Origin of the sequence: Trinickia sp. (assembly GCF_051953955.1) — a bacterium.
GTDB lineage: Bacteria > Pseudomonadota > Gammaproteobacteria > Burkholderiales > Burkholderiaceae > Trinickia.
In genome coordinates, this window is record NZ_JBQCIF010000084.1 from 1 (window position 1) to 21,746 (window position 21,746).

A 21,746-nucleotide genomic window follows, 5' to 3' on the forward strand; every position below is an offset into this window, starting at 1 on the left:
CCCTGCGTCTCCGTTCCTGAGCCCGAGAGGGGTACTGCGAAGCCTGCAAAGCGAGCGAATTCACCTCCCTGGGTGATCGGGGCGACAAGCGCCACACCCAAGGCATTGAACGTGGCGGGAGAGAGCACAAGTGCCGGACGAAAATCGCCTTGCTGCTCACGGCCTACTGTCGGATTCAGGCTCACGCGGACGATGTCGCCTCGCTCGAACTTGACGCGCCTTACCATGCCTCACGCCCCACCGGCTTAACCTCGCCCCAAGCGGCCAAGTCGGCCGGAATGGGCGCTTTCTGATCGCATTGGGCGACCAGATCGTCAAGCGAATACTTACGGCGCGCCGGGGTGAGCAGCACGCCATCCGGACGCACCTCGGCGCTCAGCGAACCGCCGATCGATGCATGAATTTGCTCGAGGAGCACGCTGGGCAACCGAACTGCCGCACTATTTCCCCACTTTTGAATCTTCAATTCCATAGACCCTCCAATGTCGATCCATTGTAGATACAATGAACCCGACATGCAAGCATTTCGTATCTACAATGAAGATACGCTACGGGACCGAGACAGCGTTGCGTCAGCGAGTAGACCTTTGCATCGGCGCGATCCGGAGGGTCGGCCGGGATTCGTAAATTTTTCGCCAAAATGGCGCTAAGTCATTGATCGAAAACAGAGGATCATCGCTCTCACAGCGCTAAAGACTTCCTCTGCCTGTTGATGCTAACTGTCGCGTGACGGCGCGCTACGAAGCGCCGAAGCTATTCGACTCTTCCACGTCCCTGGCCCAACTTCGTATCGTGACAGTTGGCTGAGAAGCCTTTCGCTAGGCGCAGTGGTTGTGTATCGACCGCCTTGGATCCAAGACTCGGTATCGAGCCATCCCATCGACTTGCCGAAAGAGATCTGTCCCGGCGACCGGCCGACGCTTGGCGCCTCGCACGCCAAGCATCACGTAAGCGGGCTCCGCCCCTGCACAAGAGCCCCCACCGACCGCCCACTAGTCCATCAGAAACATCAATGCCAGCGCGGTCGTAACAAACGTTCCGCCGGCAACGTAGAAGAACCAACTCGAGCGAATGAATGCGAGGCGCCCGCCCGGGCGATTTTCCGCCTCCTCGTCGCCAAGCCACCATTCGAGTTGCCCAATCCTTGCGTTGAAAATCGCGATAAAAAGGCAAGCGAGCGCGATCAAGCAAACCGCCAGCAGCCCGTCTAGCAGAAGGTCTCGCATCATTTCAGCGCCTCAATGCCACATCAACTCGTTGAAAGCGTCGAGTTCATCCTGATAGAAGTCGAACATGACTTGCCCCGCCATGCCACCCAGGTTACTCCCAATCGTCACCGTCGCCACGGCACAAATCGGTTCGGCCGGGCCGCAAATGAATGAAACGGCCGCACCAGCAGCGGCGCCGCCGATCATGCCGGCAGCGATGATGCTGCCTTGCCGGGCGGCCTCTCTGACCTTATCCTTCGCGTGGACGATTTCGCCAACCGCAAGAATCGCGGTGAACAGGATCAACGACTTTCCTAACACTTGCATTCTCGCCGCTGTAGCAGTGACTCGTGCGTTGTCGCGGCCAGCGGACTCGATCACCGCGTAGTAGACCGAGCCGCGTTCCGTTTCCGAAAGCGCGAGAAAGTCACGGCCAAATTGCTGCTGGGCGTACTTGTTCAGATAGAAGTCAAAGCCCTTTGCGTTGAGCTTAATTTCCTGCGCCCGCGCCACTGCCTGTGGCGAAGTGAACCTGCGATATTCGACAAAAAGCTTGTCCCGCAACTGATTGCAATACTCCGCTCCCTCTTTCACGGAGATTGCGCCGCTGTCCACTTGCGCTCTGACCTCAGCTGAGACCTTCTTGATATGCGCCTGGTATTTCCGTCGAACGGCCTCATCGCGGATCATGTCGTAGGCGATACGATTCGCAGACTCCTCGTAGGAATCGATTGCAGCTTGCAAGATCGAACCCCTCAGCGAATGCTCCTTCTTTGTTTCGTAGGGGCCGTTGAAAGCAACTGGAGCGCTTGCCTGCTGCTGGGCCATTGCTGTCTTCTGTTGTGCCATCACGCGTCTCCCATCGAACTAAACGACATTTTCGACAATAACGACTCGGTCGCAGAGCCCGTTGCCCAGCCTTGCCCATCGGAGAGGACTTCAACCTTCGTGCATGGGCTCCCATTGGGCCGGGCAAAACTCACGGTGTTCTGTGCGTCGAAAGCGCCCGTCTCGAGCGAGCCGTCCGCGAAGTGGGCCGCACAGCGCAGCCCTTCGCAACTGCCTTCGTCGTGCAGGGAAAAACCGATCCAATGCCAAGCATCTTCCGACGAGTCCTCAGCCGAAAACCGAGCGACGGCCGGGCTCATCCGCGCGATGTCGCCGTCGCCGATGGTTTCGGACATCGTGCGAACAACCTGGAAGACCGGCGGGGGATTGCAGCCGCAAGCGTTGACGTCGCCGGAAAGAGCGCGCTGCCGGCCGTTCTCAGCGGTACCCGCGTGGCGCGGGCCGCGCGGCGAGATGTAGCCGTCCTTCTTGCAGGCGTCGCACCACGTCTTCATGTAGACGGTCGACAATTCGACGCGCACTCCGTCCGCGCCTTGATACGTGCTCGTGGGTAAGCCCTCGACGATGACCGCGGCACCTGCGCGGTCGCCCTTAGCGAGAAAATATCGTTGCATCGCGCCTCCTCAGTGAAGCGCTTCGGTATTCGCAGGCGGGGGGGCGTAGTCGGGGTCGAACAGCCCCTCGATGGGTTTCCCGGCACGCTCGTTGACGCCCGCGCCGTTGTGCATGGATTTAACGATTCGATCGCCGTTGCTCAGCCGGCTGCCGACAAGCGCAAGCGGCTTATCCAGGCAGACGGCTGCAAAGCCGGCCCCGTCAATGATATAGGCCTCGCTCCCGTCCTCGTAGACAACCTTGTCGCCGACACGTGCAATGGTCAGGTCGGCGATTTTTGCGCCGCTGCTCGCGTGAGCGACTCGCCCACCGCGCTCGGTAGTCGAGCCCTCCGTCGCAAACGGATGATATTTCTCGATGACTGCTTCAGCATTTTCTTGTTGCTCGTTTTTTGCGTTTTGCATAAACGCTTGCTCCTTTTAAGAGTCGGCCTGAATTCTCGGAATACTCTCGTGCGGCAACGGTGTGCCGTTATTTTGGTCGGCGATTATAGCAACTGAACGACCTCACCCAGACGCTTTGCGATCGGCTCGGCTGCGTACGTCGGGTGCCGTCGCAATCGGCAGTGCGATGAAATCCACTGCGGCATTTCATCGAACGTCTGAGGGAACGGCAGATAAAGCAACACGAGCCATTGCTCGCCCTGTCGACGGCCGGCGTAGGGATGGAGGATTACGGTGCAGTTACCTGCGTGGGCGCAGCGAGCCTTGCTGGACAAGCCTTTGGCCGGTGCAAAATAAAAGTGTCACCGGATACTCAAACGCGGCCCCTCGTGCCTCCGGCGGGACGAATGCAGCATTGGCACCGCAGGCCGGGCGATCACCGGTTACCCAAAGCGGACTATCGTTCTACTGCGTTCGGCCAGCACCTCCTCATGCGGTGCGAGATCAGCCCGCCGACCGCCTGCGGCTACCCACTCGCCCCGATGCGGTCTCCAAACTGCTTCCGTCAATCAATGTCCAGCATCGAGCTTCGGACGGCGCGATTCCCGCGCAATCGGCAAGCCGCCGTATATGCGAGCAGGCGAGGATGGAATGCAAGCGCGACCGGTTTCAAATGCAAGCCGCTACACTTACCGTATTGGCTCCCGTAAGGTCGAGGAATCATGAAGCGAGTGATCGAGCTATCACGCAACGCCGACCTGCCGTCGTTGCGAAACGACGAAACGCGGACCATGGCACTGTATGTCATGCAGAACATGCATGGCTTAATCAAGATCGGCCGAAGCGCAGACCCAATTCAGCGCCAGCGACAGCTACGAAAGCAGGCACGCTGCGCGGTAGATCTCGTGGCAACGTTTCCCAACGCGGGGCACTTCGAGGAGTGGGTGCACGTGCAATTGGACGCCCATCGCGCGGCGCTTGAGTGGTTCAAGGGCGATGATGCGGCGCGCCTCGCGATCGAAGATCTTTTCGGTGCACCGTTGAAATGGCCCTACGCGCATCACGCGGATGACGCTGCGGCTTGGATTGAACGCTTGTTGGACGCTGGCGCCGACCGGTATTGGCGCCGCCGTGAGCGGCAGGTAATCAAGTATCTGAAGTCTGCGGTCGTCGGCGAGGGCGTCTATGCCTTATACGGCGACGGCTACTACCAGCTCGATGCTGATATTGGCCTAATGATGGGATACCCCGCCGTGTGTATCGGTTCGAGCAAGGGGGAAACGATCGTTACCGGCCGACGCGAGGGTGACCGCGTAGAAACCGAAGTGCCGCGTTATTCGCGATCGATGGAAGCGGCCATGACGTTGTGGCTCCCCGACGTGCCTGAGCCTGAGCGCGGCGCGTATGCGCGGCCAGTGGAGTGTTGCCTAGCCGCGCTGTGCGACCGGTGGGGCTTCGACGCCGAGCGCCTCGGGTTCGCTCGTAAGCTGCGATAAGTTGCACCCTGTCAACATTGAAAGGGTGCAGCGGTCGACTCCACCTCCGATGCCTCTCGCCCTTGCCGTTTCCGCCGGCAACATGGCACTGCGCCGCTTCTTCGGATGAAAGGGCACTGCCATGAACTTATGAGCAACGTTCACGAAACCGCTTATCCGATCCTGCCCGCCGAGGTGAGCGATGATGAACTACGCGCGGTCTACACGCCCAGCGCGGCTAAAATTCGCTTCGTTGACGGCCTGTTCCGGCTGGCGCCGACGCGCGTTCTAATCCTCACGCAACTGAAGCTCTTGCAACGGCTCGGCTACATGCCGCTCGTATCCGACGTGCCGTCGGCGATCATCGAGCCCTCCCGAATGAAATCGATGAAAGCCCGCAGCGGCGCCGGCACATGCCGATGCCCCGGGTAGTAGAGAAACGGCCCTGTGAACGATAGTCACCAAGGTTCGAGAACCGGCTCCAATTCGCCGCTGTCGAGGTACGGCTGCAGCATGTCCTCGAATAGATTGATGACGCCTGCGCCGCCCACCGCCGCGCTGATCGCGAGATCCAGTGCGGACGCCGGCCTCACGACCAACGGGCCGGCGGGGTTCAGCTCATACTCCTCCTCGCCGCGCTGATATCGCCACATCGCCATCGCGCCACCCGAGAACTGAATTCGCAAGCAGGCGTGCCCGAGCAATTCGCGCGGATGGGCCGGCCTGCCGCGCGCAGCGAAATAGCTCGGCGCCGCGGCCGTCGCGAACCGCTGCGTACGCGGCCCGATCGGAACGGCAATCATGTCCTGCTCGAGCCGCTCGTCGTAACGAATGCCCGCATCGCAGCCGCTCGAGAGGACATCGACGAATCCGTCTTCGACGATGACTTCCACGCGCACGCCAGGGTAAGCCTTGATGAACGGCCCGACGATGCCAGGCAAGAACGTGCGCGCCGCGTTCGCCGGCACGTTGAGCTTCAACGTGCCCGTAGGCGTGTCGCGAAACGCGTTGAGAACGTCGAGCGCGGCTTGCATCTCGCCGAAGAGCGGCATCAAGCGTTCGAGCAAGTGCAAGCCGGCATCGGTCGGCGCGACGCTGCGCGTCGTCCGATTCAGCAAGCGCAAGCCGAGCTTGCTTTCCAACCGCTTCACCGCCGCGCTCAAGCTCGACGCCGACACGCCGCTCGCGCGAGCCGCATCGCGAAATCCGCCCGCGCGGGCGACAGAGGCAAACGCCGCAAGGTCATTGAAATCCATGGGGATCGATTGTTCATTTTTTCGAACGACCCGTGCAATCTAAATCGGATTATCGAACAGCGCAATCGCTTCCATACTGTTTAGCATCCACCATTCAACGAGGGAGGCACCATGTCATCATCGACAGTCACCACCACTTACCGTTTTGCGGGACGCACGGTTCGGCGCCTCGGATACGGCGCCATGCAGCTGGCCGGCCCAGGTGTGTTCGGGCCGCCGAAGAATCGCGACGCCGCAGTGAGCGTGCTGCGGGAAGCCGTCGCGCTGGGCGTCGATCACATCGATACCAGCGACTTCTACGGGCCGCACGTCACGAATCAAATCATCCGCGAAGCGCTGCACCCCTATCCCGAGTCGCTCGTCATCGTCACGAAGGTGGGTGCGGTGCGCGACGACGCGGGCGCATGGCTGCACGCTCAAGAACCGGAGGACCTGCGGCGAGCCGTGCACGACAATCTGCGCAACTTGCAGCTCGATGCGATCGATGTCGTCAATTTGCGGCTCATGTTCGACCCGCACGGCCCCAAGGAAGGGCCGATCGAGCGGCAAGTCGCCGCCCTCGCCCGATTGCGCGACGAGGGGCTCATCCGGCACATCGGCATCAGCAATGCCACCGCCGAGCAGGTTGCCGAGGCACGGCGCATCACGCCGATCGCGTGCGTGCAAAACCACTACAACTTGATGCACCGGCAGGACGACGCGCTCATCGACGAGTTGGTGGACCAAGGCATCGCCTATGTGCCGTATTTCCCGCTCGGAGGTTTTTCGCCGATTCAATCGGCCGCGCTTTCGAACATCGCGCAAACGCTGGGCGCAACGCCGATGCAGACCGCGCTCGCGTGGCTCATGCGTCGAGCACCGAACATCCTGTTGATACCGGGAACGTCGTCGCTCGATCACTTGCGAGAAAACATGCGAGCCGAGGCGTTGCACCTCTCCGATCAAACGCTGGCCGATCTCGATGCGATCGGCCGGCTCGGGCAATAGGCGATCGGCAATCGGCAATCGCGCTCAAGCGAACATCTGGCGCAGGTCGGCAAGCGACTTGCGTTGCCCGCCCTGCTCGTCGAAGTTGTCCGCGGACAGCCAAGTTTTGAACGCTTGCTTTTGCACCGGCCACTCTTTATCGAGAATCGAGAACCACGCCGTATCGCGGCTACGTCCTTTGTAGATCACGACCTGCCGAAAGATGCCCTCGAACTTGAAGCCCAGACGCTCCGCCGCCGCCCGCGACGGGGCGTTCAGGCTGTCGCACTTCCATTCGTAGCGCCGATAGCCGAGTTCGTCGAAGACATAGGACATCAACAAGAACTGCGCTTCGGTGGAAATCGGCGTGCGCTTGAGCAGCGGCGAAAACGCGACGTGGCCCACTTCGACGACGCCGTGCGCGGGTTCGATCCGCATCAGCGCCATCGAGCCCACCGCTTTGCCCGTCTTGCGATCGATGACCGCAAAATGACGCGGGTCCGTGCTGCGCGCCAACGCTTCGGCATGCCGGCGGTAAACCTGTGGGTCGTCGAACGGGCCCACCGGTAAGTAGGTCCAGTCGCGTGCGTCGGGCGCCGCCCGATAGGCCGCGTAGAGATCGTCGGCATGGCGCTCGGGATCGAGCGGCTCGAGGCGGCAGTAGGAACCTTCCAGCGTCACGGCGCTAGGCAAAGGCCGCGGCGACCAGCCGGGCTGTGGCGCGCCGATCGGTTGGCCGTATTCGTTCGTCAAAGTGGACATTGCGTTTCTCCCCGTGTGCGTCGTCGATGAAACACTTTAGAATCTCTCGTGGCCCGCACAAAAGAGCCACCAAAGCACGATTCGATGGTGCCACGCAACGTTCTGACGCGGGGGTGCCGCGATCGGTCTCGCCGATCTCACCGATTCACGGAGCCTCCGCATGCCGGATGCCGAAGCGCCCGCCGGTCCCGTCCTCGACCTGCTACTCGAAACCCCGCTCGTGAAAGATCGGAGCGGCGCTTCGTTGCAGCGGCAACTGCATCAACGGATCCGCGGCGCGATCCTCGACGGCCGCTTTCCCTCGGGTTGCCGTTTGCCCGGGTCACGCGCGCTCGCGACTGCGCTCGGCATTTCGCGCAACAGTGTCACGGCCGTCTATGACTTGCTCGGCGCGGAGGGCTATATCACGCTGAGCCGCCAAGGCACGCGCGTCAGCGCGCTCGAGCGGCCCGCAAGCCGCCCTCGCGCGGCCCGGCAGGCCGCCTCGCCCCCGGTTGCACGACGCGCTGCCCGGATACGCGACAGCGCACTGAACGCTGCCGACAATCTGCCGCTGCGGCCAGGCGTGCCGGCGCTCGCACGCTTTCCCTTGAGTGCTTGGAAGCATTGTCTCGATCGCGCCGTCCGGCAGGCGGGACCCTCGGGGCTCTGGTACGGCGATCCACTCGGTGAGCCCGCCCTGCGCGCCGCGATCATGCGCCACTTGGCCGTCGCACGCGGCGTGCGCTGCGAGCCCGAGCAGATCGTCATCACCGAAGGCGCGCAGGAAGCGTTGACGCTGTGCGTTCGTCTCGTGACGAATCCCGGCGATACCGCCTGGATCGAAGATCCCGGCTACCGCGGCGCCAAGACGGCCATGCTCGGCGGCGACCTCGACGTCATTCCGATGCGCGTCGACGACAGCGGCTTGAGCATCCCCGAACGCGCGTGGACGACGCAAACGCCGCGGCTCGTCTACACGTCGCCGTCGCATCAGTACCCGACCGGGGGCGTCCTCACGGCCGCACGCCGCCTCGATCTGATCGACAGGGCGCAGCGGCACGGCGCGTGGATCATCGAAGACGACTACGACAGCGAATATCGGCACGCGGGCGAGCTCGTCGGTGCGATGCAGGGGCTCGTGCCCGATGCACCGGTACTGTACGTCGGTACGTTCAGCAAGACGCTGTTTCCCTCGCTTCGCCTGGGATTCCTCGTGCTGCCCGACGCCTTGGCTGCGAAGGCCGCGCCATGGCTGCGGGAGACGCTGCGCGGTGGTCATCGCTACGAGCAACTGGCCCTGGCGCAATTCATCGAGAGCGGCCAATTCAGCCGCCACCTGGGACGCATGCGCCGCCTCTACAAGCGACGCCAAGACGCGCTGCGCGCGGCCTTGACACAGCATCTGGACGTGCCGCACGTCGTTGCCGGCGGCGACAGCGGCATGCATCTCACGGTCCGGCTTCCCGATGATTGCCTCGACACCCGTATCGCCGAGGCCGCGCGTGCGTTCGAGATGGCGCCGATGCCTTTGTCGCGCTTTGCGCTGCGCCCACTGCCCGAGGACAACGGGCTCGTGCTCGGCTACGGCAATACGTCGGAGTCGTTGTTCGTCCCGCTCGTGCAGCGCTTGGCCAAGCTGATCGCAGCCGATCGGCAAGAAGGCAAAGGTTGAACGGCGCCCGCTCGCATCGGTGCGCTCGCCGGAACTGCGCCCAGGTCCACGTACAATACGCGGCTGATCGATCCAACCCGCGGGAAGGCATGCCATGGCAATGAAGAAATTCGACCTTGAGAAGAACAAGGCACTGAAACTGACGCAATCGGTGAAGCAATCGCATTCGGAGCGCTTCGGCAAAGGCGCGGCCGAAACGCCGGCCAATCGCCGCGAGCAGCGCAAGCTCGACCAAGAAAAAGGCCTCGTGCCGTTCGCCTGCAAGCTCGACGGCGAACTCGTCGCCGCGCTCAAAGCGCGCGCAGCCGTTCACCCCGAAGGCATGACGGGCTTGCTCGACGACTTGCTGCGCCCGGCGCTGACGAAGGAAGGCTGAGCGCGGCGCGAGTGGGCGCCGGCGCCGACGCTTATTCATCGCCATCTTCGCAAAGCAGCCCGTAATGCAGCGTTACCAATCTCGCATGGCGCTTTCACATGTATCGTGGACTGGCCCCTACACTGGCCTCGTTTTCTACAGAAACGAGCGCAGCCACGCGCAAGGAGTCAACACCATGAACAAGAAGCTCGTCAGTGCAGTGATCGGTGTAGGTATCGCGGCGTTCGCGATGTCGAAGGCGGCATCGGCCCATGTCGATATCGGCGTCGGTATCGGCATCCCCGTCGTACCGACATATGTCGAGCCGGCCCCTGTCTACGTTGCGCCGCCGCCGGTCGCCGTCGGCTACTGGCAGGGCGACGACGGCTGGCGCGAGCGCCAATGGCGCCGCCGCGAGTGGCGCGAACATGAATGGCGCGAGCACGAGTGGCGCGAGCATCACGGTGGGGGCTGGCGCGGCCGGGATTGACGCACGAATGACGCGTGAATGACCGCCCGACCCTTCCTCACCCCGCGGGCGTCGCCTATGACGCCCCTTTCCCCGCCCTCGGGCTTTCGAGCCAATGCACGCTGAACAAGCGCGCCTCGTCCGTCCATACGGGCCCCGGCCGAAAGCCCGCCGAAACAGCCAGCTTACGAAAGCCTTCGATCGTGAACTTATGCGAGTTCTCGGTGTGAAGGCTTTCGCCTTCGGCAAAGCTGAAATCACGCCCCGCCACGCGAACCGTCTGCGCACATCGGCTCAGCAGATGCATTTCGATCCGGCATTTCCGCGGATCGTAGAACGCATAGTGCGCGAACTCGCGCAAGTCGAAATCGGCCGCTAGCTCGGCGTTCGCCCGCTTCAGCAGGTTCAGATTGAACGCCGCGGTCACGCCCTGGGCGTCGTTGTAGGCGCGATGGAGGATCTGCGGATCCTTGACGAGATCGACGCCGACGAGCAAGCCCCCGCCTTCGAGCAAGCGCGCAGCGAGCCGCAGAAAGGCCATGGCTTCGTCGCGATCGAAATTGCCGATCGTCGATCCGGGGAAGAATCCGACGCGGCGGCCCGTCGACGCATCGAGCGCCGATAGCTGCTCTTCCCGCATGTAGTCGGCCGCAACGGGCCGCACTTGCAGCCATGGGCATTGGGCATGCAATCGGCGCGCGGCTTCTTCCAAGTGATCGGCCGAAATATCGATCGGAAAATATCGGCTCGGCAATGCGCGCGCGTCGAACGATTGCAACAGCACCCGAATCTTTTCGAGCGAGCCCGCACCGAATTCGATGATGTCCGCTTGCGGCCCGATCACCTCCGCCATCTCGCGCCCGTGCCGCTCGAGGATGCGCCGCTCCGTGCGAGTCGGATAGTATTCGGGCAGTTCGCAAATGCGATCGAACAACGCCGAGCCCTGCGCATCGTAGAAGTATTTCGGAGCGATGCTGCGCGGCGTCTTCGACAAGCCGGCCAACAGATCGCGGCAAAACGGGTTGTCGTCGAGATCGGCACGCACGTGCCGAGGGGGCGCGCCCGTAAGCGCCGCTGCGTCAGTTGTCTCGTACAAGGCGTACTCCCGTGAATTGCCAGCGCGCAGCCGGCGGGAAAAAGTTTCGATAGGTCGGGCGCGTGTGCCCAGGCGGCGTCGCGATACTGCCGCCGCGCAGCACCTGCTGCCCCACCATGAACTTGCCGTTGTATTCGGCCGCTACGCCGGCCAATGGCCGAAAGCCCGGGTAAGGCTCGTAGGCGGATCGCGTCCACTGCCAGACGTGCCCCGTCATTTGCTCGATGCCCGGCGTATCGAATGCCGCCTCCCATTCGAATTCGGTCGGCAGCCTAGCGCCCGTCCATTCCGCGTAGGCCGCCGCTTCGTAAAAGCTGAGGTTCGAAACGGGCGCGTCGGGATCGAGCATCTTCAATCCCGACAGGCCGAAGACGCGCCAGTTCCCGCAGCCGCCACTCTTTTGGTCGCTCTTTTCCCCACCGGGTACCCAGTAGATCGGCGCCGTCCATCCTTCGCGCTGCACCGCTGCCCAACCGTCCGACAGCCAAAGCTCCGGTCGCGCATAGCCGCCGTCGGCGATGAACGCCGCATAATCGCCGCAGGTCACGAGCCGGTGTGCGATCGAATAAGGCCGCAGCAAGTAGTCGTGGCGCGGCCCCTCATTGTCGAAAGCGAAGCCTCGGCCGTCATGGCCGATGCCGACCACGCCGCCCGCTCGATCCAGCCACTCGATCGGGCCCGGCCGCGTCGACCGGAGCCGCGGCGCGGCTTCCCCATCGCTCGGCTCGGGGCGATAAGCCGGCATCAACGGATTGCACGAGAGCGCATGGACGATGTCCGTCACGATCAATTCTTGATGCTGCTGCTCGTGATGCAAGCCCAATGTAATGAGCGGCTCGATCGCGTCGCGCGTCGCGGGGTCCGCCCGCGTCATCAGCGTCGACATCGATTCGTCGACGTGCCGCCGGTACGCATGCACCTCTTCCAGCGACGGACGCGTCAACAAGCCGCGCTGCGGGCGCGCGTGGCGCGGCCCCAGCGCTTCATAGTACGAATTGAAAAGATAGGCGTACCGCTCGTCGAATGGCCGATACCCCGGCAGGTAGGGCTTCAGCACGATCGTTTCGAAGAACCAAGTCGTATGAGCGAGATGCCATTTCGTGGGACTCGCGTCGGGCATGGACTGTACGCCTTGATCTTCCGCCGAAAGCGGCTCGGCAAGCGCCATGCTGTACCGCCGAACTTCGTCGTAAGCGCGCCGCCATTCAGGTACGACGATGCTCATCGGGTCGCTCCTCCTGTCAAAGAGAAAAAGAGAAAAATAGGCCGAGGCAACCGGCCGTCGTCCGCGTGCATGTCGCGCGGCCTCCCGCGCTCGCACTAATTTAAGGGTTTTCCGGCGCGGCTGCTCTGGCGCGCGACGAACGCCGCCGCCCGGTCGGTGCGATTTCGCTCTCGAGCTCGGGCAGCGGCTTCACGTCGAGGTTCAGACGTTCCTTCAGTCGTCGCGCATCGAATGGCGCCTCCACTTTTTGGTCGTTGTCGAAATAGCAAAAAACGTCACGCGGCTCACGCTCGGGGCGCGCCTGCGACAGACGTTTCGCGTCGCGCGGCTCGCGGCCCTTCGCCCAGGCCAGAATGCGTTGGGCCCATCGATCGAGCGCGGGTTCCGCATAAGCGCCGCTGTAGAGCGTTTCCGTTCCGTGCAAGCGCATGTAGAGGAAATCGGCCGTGACATCTTCGAAGTATGGCCATCCGGCGACCGAATCGGAAATCACCAGTGCGGCGCCGTGGCGGCGCAAAATCTCGGGAAACGCTTCGTCGCAGAAGCTCGCATGCCGCACCTCGACCGCGTGGCGCAGCCTGCCCCGCCGCTTCGTCTCGCACCACGGCGCCTTCACGCGCGCATCGTGCGTGCGTGCCAACGCAACGGCCTCGTCGATGGTTCGAGGCAGCAATGCCAGGAATCGTTCTAGGCGCGTCGCGTCGAAGCGGAAGTTTGGCGGGAATTGCCAGAGGAACGGCCCCAGCTTGTCCTCGAGCGCCAGGACGCCCGACGCGAAGAAGTTCGCTATGGCAGGGCGCGCACTCTCGTCGCGAAAGCGCAACATGTGCGTCAAATACCGCGGCCCCTTCACACTGAACGAGAAATGCTCGGGCGTCGCCTCGTACCACGACCGGTAGCTGCCGATCGTCTGCAGCGAATAGTGCGAGCCGTTGATCTCGATCGTATCGACGGCGCGCGACGCGTAGGCCAGCTCGCGCGTCTGCGCCAATCCGTTCGGATAGAACACGCCTCGCCAGCCCGCATAGCGCCAGCCGGATATGCCGATGTGGATGGTCATGGCCCGGTACCGTTTGCATCCGCCCCGTGGAGCAAGCCGCGTTCCAGACGGCTCGATCGAGTCCCTCCCATCGGGCGCGCGATAATTGCGGATTCGTTCTTTTGCAGAGAGCTCTTAGATGCGTATGCGCGCAGTCCCCGCCCGTCAAGGTTCGCACTGGTTCTCCGAGGCTTGGGGCGTGTTTCAACAGCAGCCGGCCAGATGGATCCTGCTCGGCGTCATCGATCTGCTCGTGACCGCGGTGCTCTACGCGTTGCCTTATGCGAGCGATCTCGTGGCCGTCTTCACGGTGCTGTGGACCGGGGGCATGGTCGGGGCCGCCGATCACTGCCGCGCAACGGGTTCGGCAGGACTTGCCGACGTCGTCCGCACGGTCCGCACCCACTTTCAGCCGTTGTTCGCGGCCGCCGTGTTCGGCCTGCTGATCGCGATCGTATGCGACCTCACCGGTGATCGCGCGTCGAGCGCGCTGCGGCTGCTCGCATTCGGCGGCGCGGGCAATGCGAGTTCGATCCTGGCGCTCGTCGCCGGCGCGCTCTATCTGACGGCGGCCCTGATCGGGGCCATGGCACTGTGGCTCGCGCCCGCACTCATCGTGCTCAACGGCGCGGCGCCGGGCGACGCGCTGCGCGCGAGTTTCGCCGCCGCTTGGCACAATGGGCCCGCGGCCCTCGTCTACGGGCTCATCACGGCGGGGCTGATGCTCGCCTGCGCGCTGACGCTCGGCGTCGCGACGCTCATCGTTGCCCCGCTCGTCTATCTATCCACCTATGCCGCCAGCTTGGAGATGTTCCCGCCCCGCGGGTAAGGCGATGGCCGCTCCGGCCCTGCACGCCGCCGGACGCATCGCCGTCGCCGAGATGCCGTTGAAGGTATGCTTGACAATTCGATGCGACACCCCCACATCCGCGACATGAACGCACCCTCGAGCGCCAATGCCCTGGCCTTGTTCCATCCGGCCGTCGCCGCTTGGTTCGAGTCGGCCTTCACGGCGCCGACCAATGCGCAAATGCGCGCGTGGCCGCACATCCGCGGCGGCGAATCCACGCTCGTGGCGGCGCCCACGGGATCGGGCAAAACGTTGACGGCGTTTCTATGGGCGCTCGACGAGCTCGTGCGCGACGGCCTCGCCCACGGTGGTGCCCTGCCCGACGAGACGCTCGTCGTTTACGTCTCGCCGCTCAAGGCCCTCTCGAACGACATCCACGCCAATCTCGAGCGGCCGCTCGCGGGCATCGGAGACGAACTGGCGCGGCGCGGCCTGCCGCGCGTCGAGGTACGGACGGCCGTGCGCACAGGCGATACGACGCAGCAAGCGCGCAATGCCCACAAGCGCCGCCCGCCGCACATCCTGGTGACGACGCCCGAATCGCTCTATGTGCTGCTGTCCTCCGATTCGGGGCGCCGCATGCTCGCGACCACGCGTACCGTCATCGTCGACGAAATCCACGCGATGGCCGGCAGCAAGCGCGGGGCGCATCTCGCGCTCTCGCTCGAGCGGCTCGATGCGCTTTGCAAACGGCGCCTGCCGCGCATCGGTCTATCCGCCACGCAAAAGCCGATCGAAGCGGTGGCGCGTTTTCTTGTCGGTCAGCACGATGCGGCGCACTGCGCCATCGTCGACGTCGGCCATCATCGCGAACGCGATCTCGCACTCGAGCTTCCGCCCGTTCCGCTCGAAGCCGTCATGGCGAACGAAGTCTGGGAGCGTGTATACGATCGGCTGGCCGAGCTCGCCTGCGCGCATGCGACGACGCTGATTTTCGTCAACACGCGGCGCATGGCCGAGCGCGCCGCGCGCCATTTGACCGAGCGCCTCGGCAAGGATGCCGTCGCGGCGCACCACGGCAGCATGGCCAAGGAGCATCGGCTCGATGCCGAGCAGCGCCTGAAGCGCGGGACGTTGCGCGTTCTGATCGCGACGGCGTCGCTCGAACTCGGCATCGATATCGGCGACGTCGATCTCGTCTGCCAACTCGGCTCGCCGCGCTCGATCGCATCGTTTCTGCAGCGGGTCGGGCGCTCCGGCCATCAGGTCGGCGGCATGCCGAAGGGCCGGCTATTCCCCGCCTCGCGCGACGATCTGCTCGAGTGCGCCGCGCTCATCGACTGCGTGCGGCGCGGGGAACTGGATGCGCTGACGTTGCCGCGCGCCCCACTCGACGTGCTCGCCCAGCAGATCGTCGCCGAGGTGGCGTGCGAAGAATGGAGCGAAGACGCCCTGTTCGCCTGCTTCAAATGCGCGGCGCCCTACGCCGCGCTCGCGCGCGAGCAATTCGACGCGCTCTTGCGCATGCTGGCCGAAGGCTATACGAGCCGTCACGGGCCGCGCGGCGCCTATATTCATCGAGACGTGATCAAAGGAACGCTGCGCGGGCGCCGCGGCGGGAAGATGACGGCCGTGACCTCGGGCGGGACGATTCCCGACAACGCCGATTACGCCGTGCTGCTCGAGCCGCAGGGCTTGAACATCGGCACCGTCAACGAGGACTTCGCTGTCGAGAGCCTGGCCGGCGACGTTTTTCAGCTCGGCAATGCGTCGTATAAGATCTTGCGCGTGGAGCCGGGCCGCGTGCGCGTCGTCGACGCCGCGGGCCAAGCGCCGAACATACCGTTCTGGCTCGGTGAGGCGCCGGGGCGCAGCAACGAGCTGTCCGCGGCCATCTCGAGGCTGAGGGCGCGCGTCGACGCATTGCTCGGCAGCGTCGGGCCATCCGCGCAAGCCGCCGATGCCAAGGCGGCGAACGCACGCGTCGTGAGCGCGCTCATGGACGAGTTGACGATCGACGAAAGCGCCGCGCGCCAAATCGTCGACTACCTGGCGCGCGCGAAGGCCGCGCTGTCGGTGCTGCCCACGCAGCGCACGCTCGTCATGGAGCGGTTCTTCGACGAATCGGGCGGCACGCAACTGGTCATTCACTCGCCGTTCGGCAGCCGCCTGAACCGCGCCTGGGGCCTGGCGCTCCGCAAGCGATTCTGCCGTACGTTCAACTTCGAATTGCAGGCCGCGGCCACCGAAGACGCGATCGTGCTCTCGCTGACGGGCAGCCACAGCTTCGCGCTCGACGAGGTATGGCGCTTTCTGCATTCGAACAGCGCCGAGCACGTCTTGATCCAAGCCTTGCTCGATGCGCCGCTCTTCAACGTGCGCTGGCGCTGGAACGCCGTGACGTCGCTCGCGCTGCCGCGCTTCACGGGCGGACGCAAGACGCCGCCGCAACTGCAACGCATGAAGAGCGAAGATTTGCTCGCGTCCGTCTTTCCCGATCAGGTGGCGTGCCTCGAGAACATCGCCGGCGAACGCGAGCTGCCGCACCATCCGCTCGTCGATCAAACGCTCGACGACTGCCTGCACGAAGCAATGGATTGCGAGGGATGGCTCGCGCTGCTGCGGCGCATCGAGCACGGTGAGGTGACGCTCGTGACGCGCGAGCTGTCGGCGCCCTCGCCGCTGGCTGCGGAAATCCTCAATGCTCGCCCGTACGCGTTTCTCGACGACGCGCCGCTCGAAGAGCGCCGGACGCAGGCCGTCCTGTCGCGACGCTGGACCGATCCCGAAGACGCCTCCGACCTCGGCGCGCTCGATGCCGACGCGATCGCCGCCGTGCGCGGCGAGGCGTGGCCGCAAGCACGCAACGAAGACGAGATGCATGAAGCGCTGATCGGGCTGGCCTGCATCGACGAAAGCGAAGCCCGCGCCGAGGAAGGCTGGCTCGCGTGGCTCGATGCGCTGGCGCACTCGGGACGCGCGGCGCGCATGCAAGTGGCCGAAGATGAAGCGTTGTGGCTGCCGGTCGAACGGATGAACTGCCTGCGTGCCGTCTATCCCGACGCTGCACTCGCGCCGCGCCTTGCCGCACCCAAGGGATTCGACCAACCGTGGACAGCGGAGCAAGCGCTCGTGGACATCTTGCGTGCGCGGTTGTCCGGTCTCGGCCCCGAAACGGTTTCGACGCTTGCGCGTGGTCTCGCGTTGCCGGCCTCGAGCGTCGCGGCCGCGCTCGTCGCACTCGAACGCGAAGGCTATGCGATGCGCGGCCGCTTCACGCCCGGAGCAGCCGAGGACGAATGGTGCGAGCGGCACTTGCTCGCGCGCATTCATCGCTACACGATCAAACGGCTGCGCCGCGAGATCGAGCCCGTCGAACGCGCGGACTTCGTGCGCTTTTTGATCGAATGGCAGCGCCTGGCGCCGGGCGCGCGCGGGATGGGCCGCGATGCACTGGCCGCGACGCTCGAGCAACTCGCCGGATTCGAGGCGGCGGCGGCCGCTTGGGAAGAAGAAGTCTTGCCGGCGCGATTGCGCGACTATACCGGTTCGGCGCTCGACGAACTGTGCCGTTCGGGCAAGTTCGTTTGGGCGCGCTTCGCGGCGGACGGACGAAGCACCGGGGCGCCCGTGCGAACGACGCCGATCGTCCTCACGCCTCGGCGCGATCTGCCGGCCTGGCATGCGCTGACGGACCAGGGGGACGGCGATGTCGATGCCGCGGCCGGCGCACTCTCGCCGCGCGCACGGATGCTGCTCGATGCACTGTCACGGCACGGCGCGTTGTTCTTCGACGAGCTGATCGGCGAAGCTCATGCGTTGCCGCTCGAAGTCGAGGCCGCGCTCGGCGAACTCGTGGCGGCCGGGCTCGTCAATGCCGACAGCTTCGCCGGGCTGCGCGCGCTGATCGCACCGAACGTATCGCGTCAACGCGGCGCGCGTGCGATGACGCGTCGCGGCGCCCATCGCGGGGCATTCATCGGCGGGATGCAGGATGCGGGCCGATGGGCGTTGCTGCGTCGCCCCGTCCTCCCGAATCCGGCGCTGCCGATGGCGGCGCAACGGCAACCGCGATCGCAGGACGATGCGAGCCGAACCCTTGCGGTTGCCCGAACGCTGCCGGCCGAGACGATCGAGCACGTGGCCATGACACTGCTGCGCCGCTACGGCGTCGTATTCTGGCAACTGCTCGAACGCGAACCGGCATGGCTGCCGCGTTGGCGCGATCTGCTCCATACCTTCCACCGGATGGAAGCGCGCGGGCTCATACGCGGCGGCCGTTTCGTCAATGGACTGTCAGGCGAGCAGTTCGCGCTGCCCGAAGCACTAGCATTGCTGCGCGACGTGCGCAAACGCGATCGCGACGGACAATTCGTCTGCGTGTGCGGCGCCGATCCGCTCAACATCGTCGGTACGATTTTGCCCGGCGAGAAGGTCCCTGCGCTGGTCGGCAACCGCATCGCACTGCGCGACGGCGCATGCGTCGCCACGTTGATCGCAGGCAAGTTCGATTTCGAGCCGCAACTGACGCCGGCCGAAAAGGAGGCCGCGCGGCTTTGCCTGGCCCATCGCAACAAATAGCATGGGCTCTTGCCTGGCGGCCCTCACGCGAGCATGTGGCACAACCCCTCGAACAGAATGTCCGCGCCGAGCACGAACCCACTGCCGCCCACGTTCAGGTAGGCCGACAACGTCACACAAAGGTTCTTCGAACTCGACGACATGTACGGTTCGCTTACGATCGTCTCACCGGGGCGAACCAGCGCGTCGCGAAAGTAAGTGCGCTTCGACCAATTGGCCCCGCTGCTGCGCGCCAATACCGGAAAAGTGGCGCGGCGCCAATGGTCGTGCCTATCCGATTCCACGTTCTCGCCGACTTGCCGCCCCATGTCGTCGAGGATGAACACGCGCAACGCCCACTCGCACGCCAAAAAATGCTGCGCGGCCATTTCGATCGGCACGCCCGCGCGCCAAGCGTCCCTCAATAGCACGAAGCCGCGGCGATAGGGCGCCAACTCGTCGAGATCGCCGACGCGACGCAGCTTGCGCGCGTCGATGAGCCCGTCGTCGAGCCGCGCGGTTCCGGCGCTCTTCGCCGCCATGGCCGCCTCGATGTCGATCGCCGGCCGGCCGAAGTAGTAGCCCTGAACGAAATCGGCATCGCAATCGGCGCTCAGCCGCGCCTGCTCCTCGGTTTCGATGCCCTCGACGACGATGAACGTGCCGATGTCGTGCAGCAAATCGACGAGGCGCAGCAAGCTTCGAGCATTCCGATAGCTGGAAACCGCCTTACAGATCAATTCGCGGTCGAGCTTGACGACGTCCGGCCTCAGATCCCAAACCCGCCCGAGATTGGTGAGCCCCGCGCCGAAATCGTCGAGCGCGATCAAGAAGCCGAAGCTGCGCAGGCGCGCGACGGCATCGCCGAGCGCCGAGGGCGCGTCCTGCTTCGCCTCCAGAATTTCGATGACGACGCGATCCGGCGCCATGCCGCTTTCGAGCAGATCGTCGGCCAGCGCGGGGCCCTGCACGGGATCGGCGAGAACATCGGGGTGGACGTTGAGGAAAACGACGCTGTCTTCGTCCGCGAACCGCATGAAGCGCTGAACGTGATGGCGCATGCAGGCACGCTCGAACTCGCCGTAGCGGTCGGCACGCCGCGCCGCCTCGAAAGCTTGGTCGGGCGAGCATGGCACGCCGTCCTGGGTCGCGCGCAGCAGCGCTTCGTATCCGATAGCGGCCGAATGCGCCAGCGACAGCACCGGCTGGAAGGCGCTTTCTATCTGCGGCAGTCCGGGCGCTGGGGCTTCGATCATGGCAAGGGTCGCGTCGTTGGGGTCGAAAGCGGGCGTCGGGCCGTCATGGGTCTCGAGGGTCGCCTAGTAAGGTCTCGCGTTATATAACGTCAGATGTTTCGAAGAACTTGATGGTTTCGTTGGGAGAAACGCGAATCCGTATCAATTTTCTTGGCTGCGCGCCGTTATCAGCGGTATAGCCCGAGCACCGGCACCGTTACGCCGTTCCCCGGTGCAACCGCCGCCCACGGGCGCAACCCAAGAGGAAATTTCGATGGCCGCTGATCATCACTCGATCGACGAACGTACCAACCTGACGAGTTCCAACAAGTTCGAGCTGCTGCTCTTTCGGCTTGGCGCAGCGCCCGGCAACGACGACTCGCACGAGTTGTACGGCATCAACGTCTTCAAGGTTCGCGAAATCATGACGATGCCTACGATCACGCCGATCGCGGGCGCTTCCGAGCACATGATCGGTGCCGTCGACATTCGCGGCCAGATCATCCCCGTCATCGACCTGCCCAAACTGATGGGCTGCCAGCCGACGCGCGGCCTGAACATCCTGCTCGTGACCGAGTTCGCCCGCTCGACGCAGGCGTTCGCCGTCGAGGAAGTCGACGACATCGTCCGTCTCGAGTGGAATCAGGTGCTCTCCGCCGAGGGCTCGGCCGGCGGCAGTTCCGTGACGAGCATTGCGCGCATCGACGGCAATACCGGCGATTCGCGGCTCGCTCAGGTGGTCGACGTCGAGCAGGTGCTGCGCGACGTCTTCCCGGCGCAACATCCGGCCGTCGAAGCGGCCGACGTCGGTACCGCGGTCAAGATGATGGGCGGCGCGAAAATCCTGGCCGCCGACGACTCGGGTTTTGCCCGTAAGCTCATCGAGCAGAGCCTGGCCGCGCTCGGCGCCGAGTACATCATCACGAAGACGGGACAGGAAGCCTGGGACACGCTCGCGAGAATCGCCGGGGAGGCACAGAAGGAAGGCGTGCGTACGCGCGACAAGATCGCGCTCGTGCTGACCGACCTCGAAATGCCCGAAATGGACGGGTTCATGCTCACGCGCCAAATCAAGGCCGACGATCGGATGCGCGACATTCCCGTCATCATCCATTCGTCGTTGACCGGCACGGCCAACGAGGCGCACGTCAAGAACGCCGGCGCAACGGGATACGTCGCGAAATTCGCGGCCGGCGATCTTGCCGAGGCCATTCGCCAAGCGCTCGTCGCCTGAGCGAACGCGCCCCGGATCGCCGTTCGCTTTCTAAAAAGCCGGCCTGCCGCTCAAAACAGCGGCAGGCCGGCGTCGCTTTTGACCTCGCGCAGCGATAGCACCGATTCCACCGACGTCACCCCGGGCAACGCGCGCAGCACGTCGCGCACGAATGCGCCGTAGTCTTCAAGATCGCGCGCGACGACGTGCAGAAGATAATCGGCGCTGCCCGACACGTTATGGCAGGCGACGATGCGCGGTATGGCCTGGATCTCGCGTTCGAACTCGTCCGCCAGGCGCCGGTCATGCACGCCGAAGCGAACGAGCGCGAAGGCCGTTACCCCGATCCGCAGCGCGCGCTTGGACAGGACGGCGCGGTACCCCTCGATGTAGCCGTCGGCCTCGAGCCGCTTCAAGCGCCGCGCGCAAGGCGTCTCCGTCAGGCCCACCGCATCGGCGAGGCTCGCGTTCGTGATGCGGCCATCCGCCTGGATCGCCATCAGAATAGCCCGGTCGGTCTTGTCGAGAGTCATGCGCCTCCGCCCTTGCGCCTACGGTTTCGAGAAGCTGCGATGGTAGCGCATGTGCGGGCACCG

Annotated in this window: 20 protein-coding genes and 2 pseudogenes; 9 read left to right on the forward strand and 13 right to left on the reverse strand. The window is 64.3% G+C overall.

Going from position 1 to position 21,746, the window contains the following annotated elements:
• From ACTHNZ_RS15920 to ACTHNZ_RS15945, 6 genes are all read right to left on the reverse strand, one after another.
• Positions 1-227, reverse strand: a 227-nt coding sequence (locus tag ACTHNZ_RS15920; RefSeq protein WP_440543493.1) for a type II toxin-antitoxin system ChpB family toxin, incomplete at its 3' end; no start/stop codon positions are given.
• Complete coding sequence (locus ACTHNZ_RS15925; RefSeq protein WP_440543494.1) at positions 221-472, reverse strand: AbrB/MazE/SpoVT family DNA-binding domain-containing protein; 252 nt, start codon at positions 470-472, stop codon at positions 221-223. The genes ACTHNZ_RS15920 and ACTHNZ_RS15925, both read right to left, overlap by 7 nt.
• A 520-nt stretch (positions 473-992) precedes the next feature.
• Positions 993-1,229 (reverse strand): hypothetical protein, encoded by a 237-nt coding sequence (locus ACTHNZ_RS15930; protein ID WP_440543495.1) that lies wholly within the window; start codon positions 1,227-1,229, stop codon positions 993-995.
• Between the two features lie 9 nt (positions 1,230-1,238).
• Positions 1,239-2,057 carry a hypothetical protein gene (locus ACTHNZ_RS15935; protein ID WP_440543496.1) on the reverse strand — a complete coding sequence of 273 codons (819 nt, stop codon included), beginning with the start codon at positions 2,055-2,057 and terminating at the stop codon, positions 1,239-1,241.
• Positions 2,057-2,671: a hypothetical protein gene (locus tag ACTHNZ_RS15940; RefSeq protein WP_440543497.1), complete on the reverse strand. Its 615-nt coding sequence runs from the start codon at positions 2,669-2,671 to the stop codon at positions 2,057-2,059. The genes ACTHNZ_RS15935 and ACTHNZ_RS15940 overlap by 1 nt, the downstream gene beginning before the upstream one ends.
• Positions 2,672-2,680: 9 nt before the next feature.
• A complete protein-coding gene (locus ACTHNZ_RS15945; RefSeq protein ID WP_440543498.1) occupies positions 2,681-3,076 on the reverse strand; it encodes a PAAR domain-containing protein in 396 nt (131 codons plus the stop codon).
• Positions 3,077-3,777: 701 nt separating this feature from the next.
• Between ACTHNZ_RS15945 and ACTHNZ_RS15950 the strand changes: the two genes are divergently transcribed.
• Entirely contained in the window at positions 3,778-4,551 is a 774-nt protein-coding gene (locus ACTHNZ_RS15950) for a GIY-YIG nuclease family protein (RefSeq protein ID WP_440543499.1), read from the forward strand.
• Between the two features lie 129 nt (positions 4,552-4,680).
• Positions 4,681-4,899 (forward strand): annotated as a pseudogene (locus ACTHNZ_RS15955) (DUF4158 domain-containing protein); the annotation flags it as partial.
• Here the strand turns inward: ACTHNZ_RS15955 and ACTHNZ_RS15960 are convergent.
• Positions 4,857-5,786, reverse strand: a pseudogene (locus ACTHNZ_RS15960) (LysR family transcriptional regulator). The pseudogenes ACTHNZ_RS15955 and ACTHNZ_RS15960 sit on opposite strands and share 43 nt — an antisense overlap.
• A gap of 111 nt (positions 5,787-5,897) precedes the next feature.
• Here ACTHNZ_RS15960 and ACTHNZ_RS15965 point away from each other — a divergent pair.
• Positions 5,898-6,773 carry an aldo/keto reductase family oxidoreductase gene (locus ACTHNZ_RS15965; RefSeq protein WP_440543500.1) on the forward strand — a complete coding sequence of 292 codons (876 nt, stop codon included), beginning with the start codon at positions 5,898-5,900 and terminating at the stop codon, positions 6,771-6,773.
• 24 nt (positions 6,774-6,797) lie between these two features.
• Here the strand turns inward: ACTHNZ_RS15965 and ACTHNZ_RS15970 are convergent, their stop codons facing one another.
• Positions 6,798-7,514: a GNAT family N-acetyltransferase gene (locus tag ACTHNZ_RS15970; protein WP_440543501.1), complete on the reverse strand. Its 717-nt coding sequence runs from the start codon at positions 7,512-7,514 to the stop codon at positions 6,798-6,800.
• Between the two features lie 160 nt (positions 7,515-7,674).
• Between ACTHNZ_RS15970 and pdxR the strand changes: the two genes are divergently transcribed.
• The 3 genes from pdxR to ACTHNZ_RS15985 all read left to right on the forward strand — a co-directional run bounded on the left by pdxR (position 7,675) and on the right by ACTHNZ_RS15985 (position 10,013).
• The gene (gene pdxR, locus ACTHNZ_RS15975) at positions 7,675-9,168 is read left to right on the forward strand and encodes a MocR-like pyridoxine biosynthesis transcription factor PdxR (protein ID WP_440543502.1); all 1,494 of its coding nucleotides are present in this window, start codon (positions 7,675-7,677) and stop codon (positions 9,166-9,168) included.
• A gap of 94 nt (positions 9,169-9,262) precedes the next feature.
• Positions 9,263-9,544, forward strand: a complete 282-nt coding sequence (locus tag ACTHNZ_RS15980) for a hypothetical protein (RefSeq protein WP_440543503.1) — start codon at positions 9,263-9,265, stop codon at positions 9,542-9,544.
• A 175-nt stretch (positions 9,545-9,719) separates the two neighbouring features.
• A complete protein-coding gene (locus ACTHNZ_RS15985; RefSeq protein WP_440543504.1) occupies positions 9,720-10,013 on the forward strand; it encodes a hypothetical protein in 294 nt (97 codons plus the stop codon).
• A 55-nt stretch (positions 10,014-10,068) separates the two neighbouring features.
• On the opposite strand, the gene egtD is transcribed toward ACTHNZ_RS15985, so the two are convergent.
• The 3 genes from egtD to ACTHNZ_RS16000 form a co-directional block, all read right to left on the reverse strand.
• Positions 10,069-11,037 (reverse strand): L-histidine N(alpha)-methyltransferase, encoded by a 969-nt coding sequence (gene egtD / locus ACTHNZ_RS15990; protein ID WP_440543580.1) that lies wholly within the window; start codon positions 11,035-11,037, stop codon positions 10,069-10,071.
• Positions 11,038-11,071: 34 nt separating this feature from the next.
• A complete protein-coding gene (gene egtB, locus ACTHNZ_RS15995) occupies positions 11,072-12,313 on the reverse strand; it encodes an ergothioneine biosynthesis protein EgtB (protein WP_440543505.1) in 1,242 nt (413 codons plus the stop codon).
• A gap of 100 nt (positions 12,314-12,413) precedes the next feature.
• On the reverse strand, positions 12,414-13,373 hold the full coding sequence (locus tag ACTHNZ_RS16000; RefSeq protein WP_440543506.1) for a DUF72 domain-containing protein: 960 nt from the start codon (positions 13,371-13,373) through the stop codon (positions 12,414-12,416).
• Between the two features lie 118 nt (positions 13,374-13,491).
• On the opposite strand from ACTHNZ_RS16000, the gene ACTHNZ_RS16005 reads away from it, so the two are divergent.
• Together ACTHNZ_RS16005 and ACTHNZ_RS16010 are read left to right on the forward strand one after the other, a co-directional pair.
• Entirely contained in the window at positions 13,492-14,181 is a 690-nt protein-coding gene (locus ACTHNZ_RS16005; protein WP_440543507.1) for a BPSS1780 family membrane protein, read from the forward strand.
• Between the two features lie 81 nt (positions 14,182-14,262).
• Complete coding sequence (locus tag ACTHNZ_RS16010; RefSeq protein ID WP_440543508.1) at positions 14,263-18,723, forward strand: DEAD/DEAH box helicase; 4,461 nt, start codon at positions 14,263-14,265, stop codon at positions 18,721-18,723.
• Between the two features lie 23 nt (positions 18,724-18,746).
• On the opposite strand, the gene ACTHNZ_RS16015 is transcribed toward ACTHNZ_RS16010, so the two are convergent.
• Positions 18,747-19,958 (reverse strand): EAL domain-containing protein, encoded by a 1,212-nt coding sequence (locus ACTHNZ_RS16015; protein ID WP_440543509.1) that lies wholly within the window; start codon positions 19,956-19,958, stop codon positions 18,747-18,749.
• A 253-nt stretch (positions 19,959-20,211) separates the two neighbouring features.
• Here ACTHNZ_RS16015 and ACTHNZ_RS16020 point away from each other — a divergent pair, with 253 nt between their 5' ends.
• Positions 20,212-21,171, forward strand: a complete 960-nt coding sequence (locus tag ACTHNZ_RS16020) for a chemotaxis protein CheV (protein ID WP_440543510.1) — start codon at positions 20,212-20,214, stop codon at positions 21,169-21,171.
• Between the two features lie 50 nt (positions 21,172-21,221).
• On the opposite strand, the gene ACTHNZ_RS16025 is transcribed toward ACTHNZ_RS16020, so the two are convergent.
• The gene (locus tag ACTHNZ_RS16025) at positions 21,222-21,683 is read right to left on the reverse strand and encodes an Lrp/AsnC family transcriptional regulator (RefSeq protein ID WP_440543511.1); all 462 of its coding nucleotides are present in this window, start codon (positions 21,681-21,683) and stop codon (positions 21,222-21,224) included.
• Between the last annotated feature and the right edge of the window lie 63 nt (positions 21,684-21,746).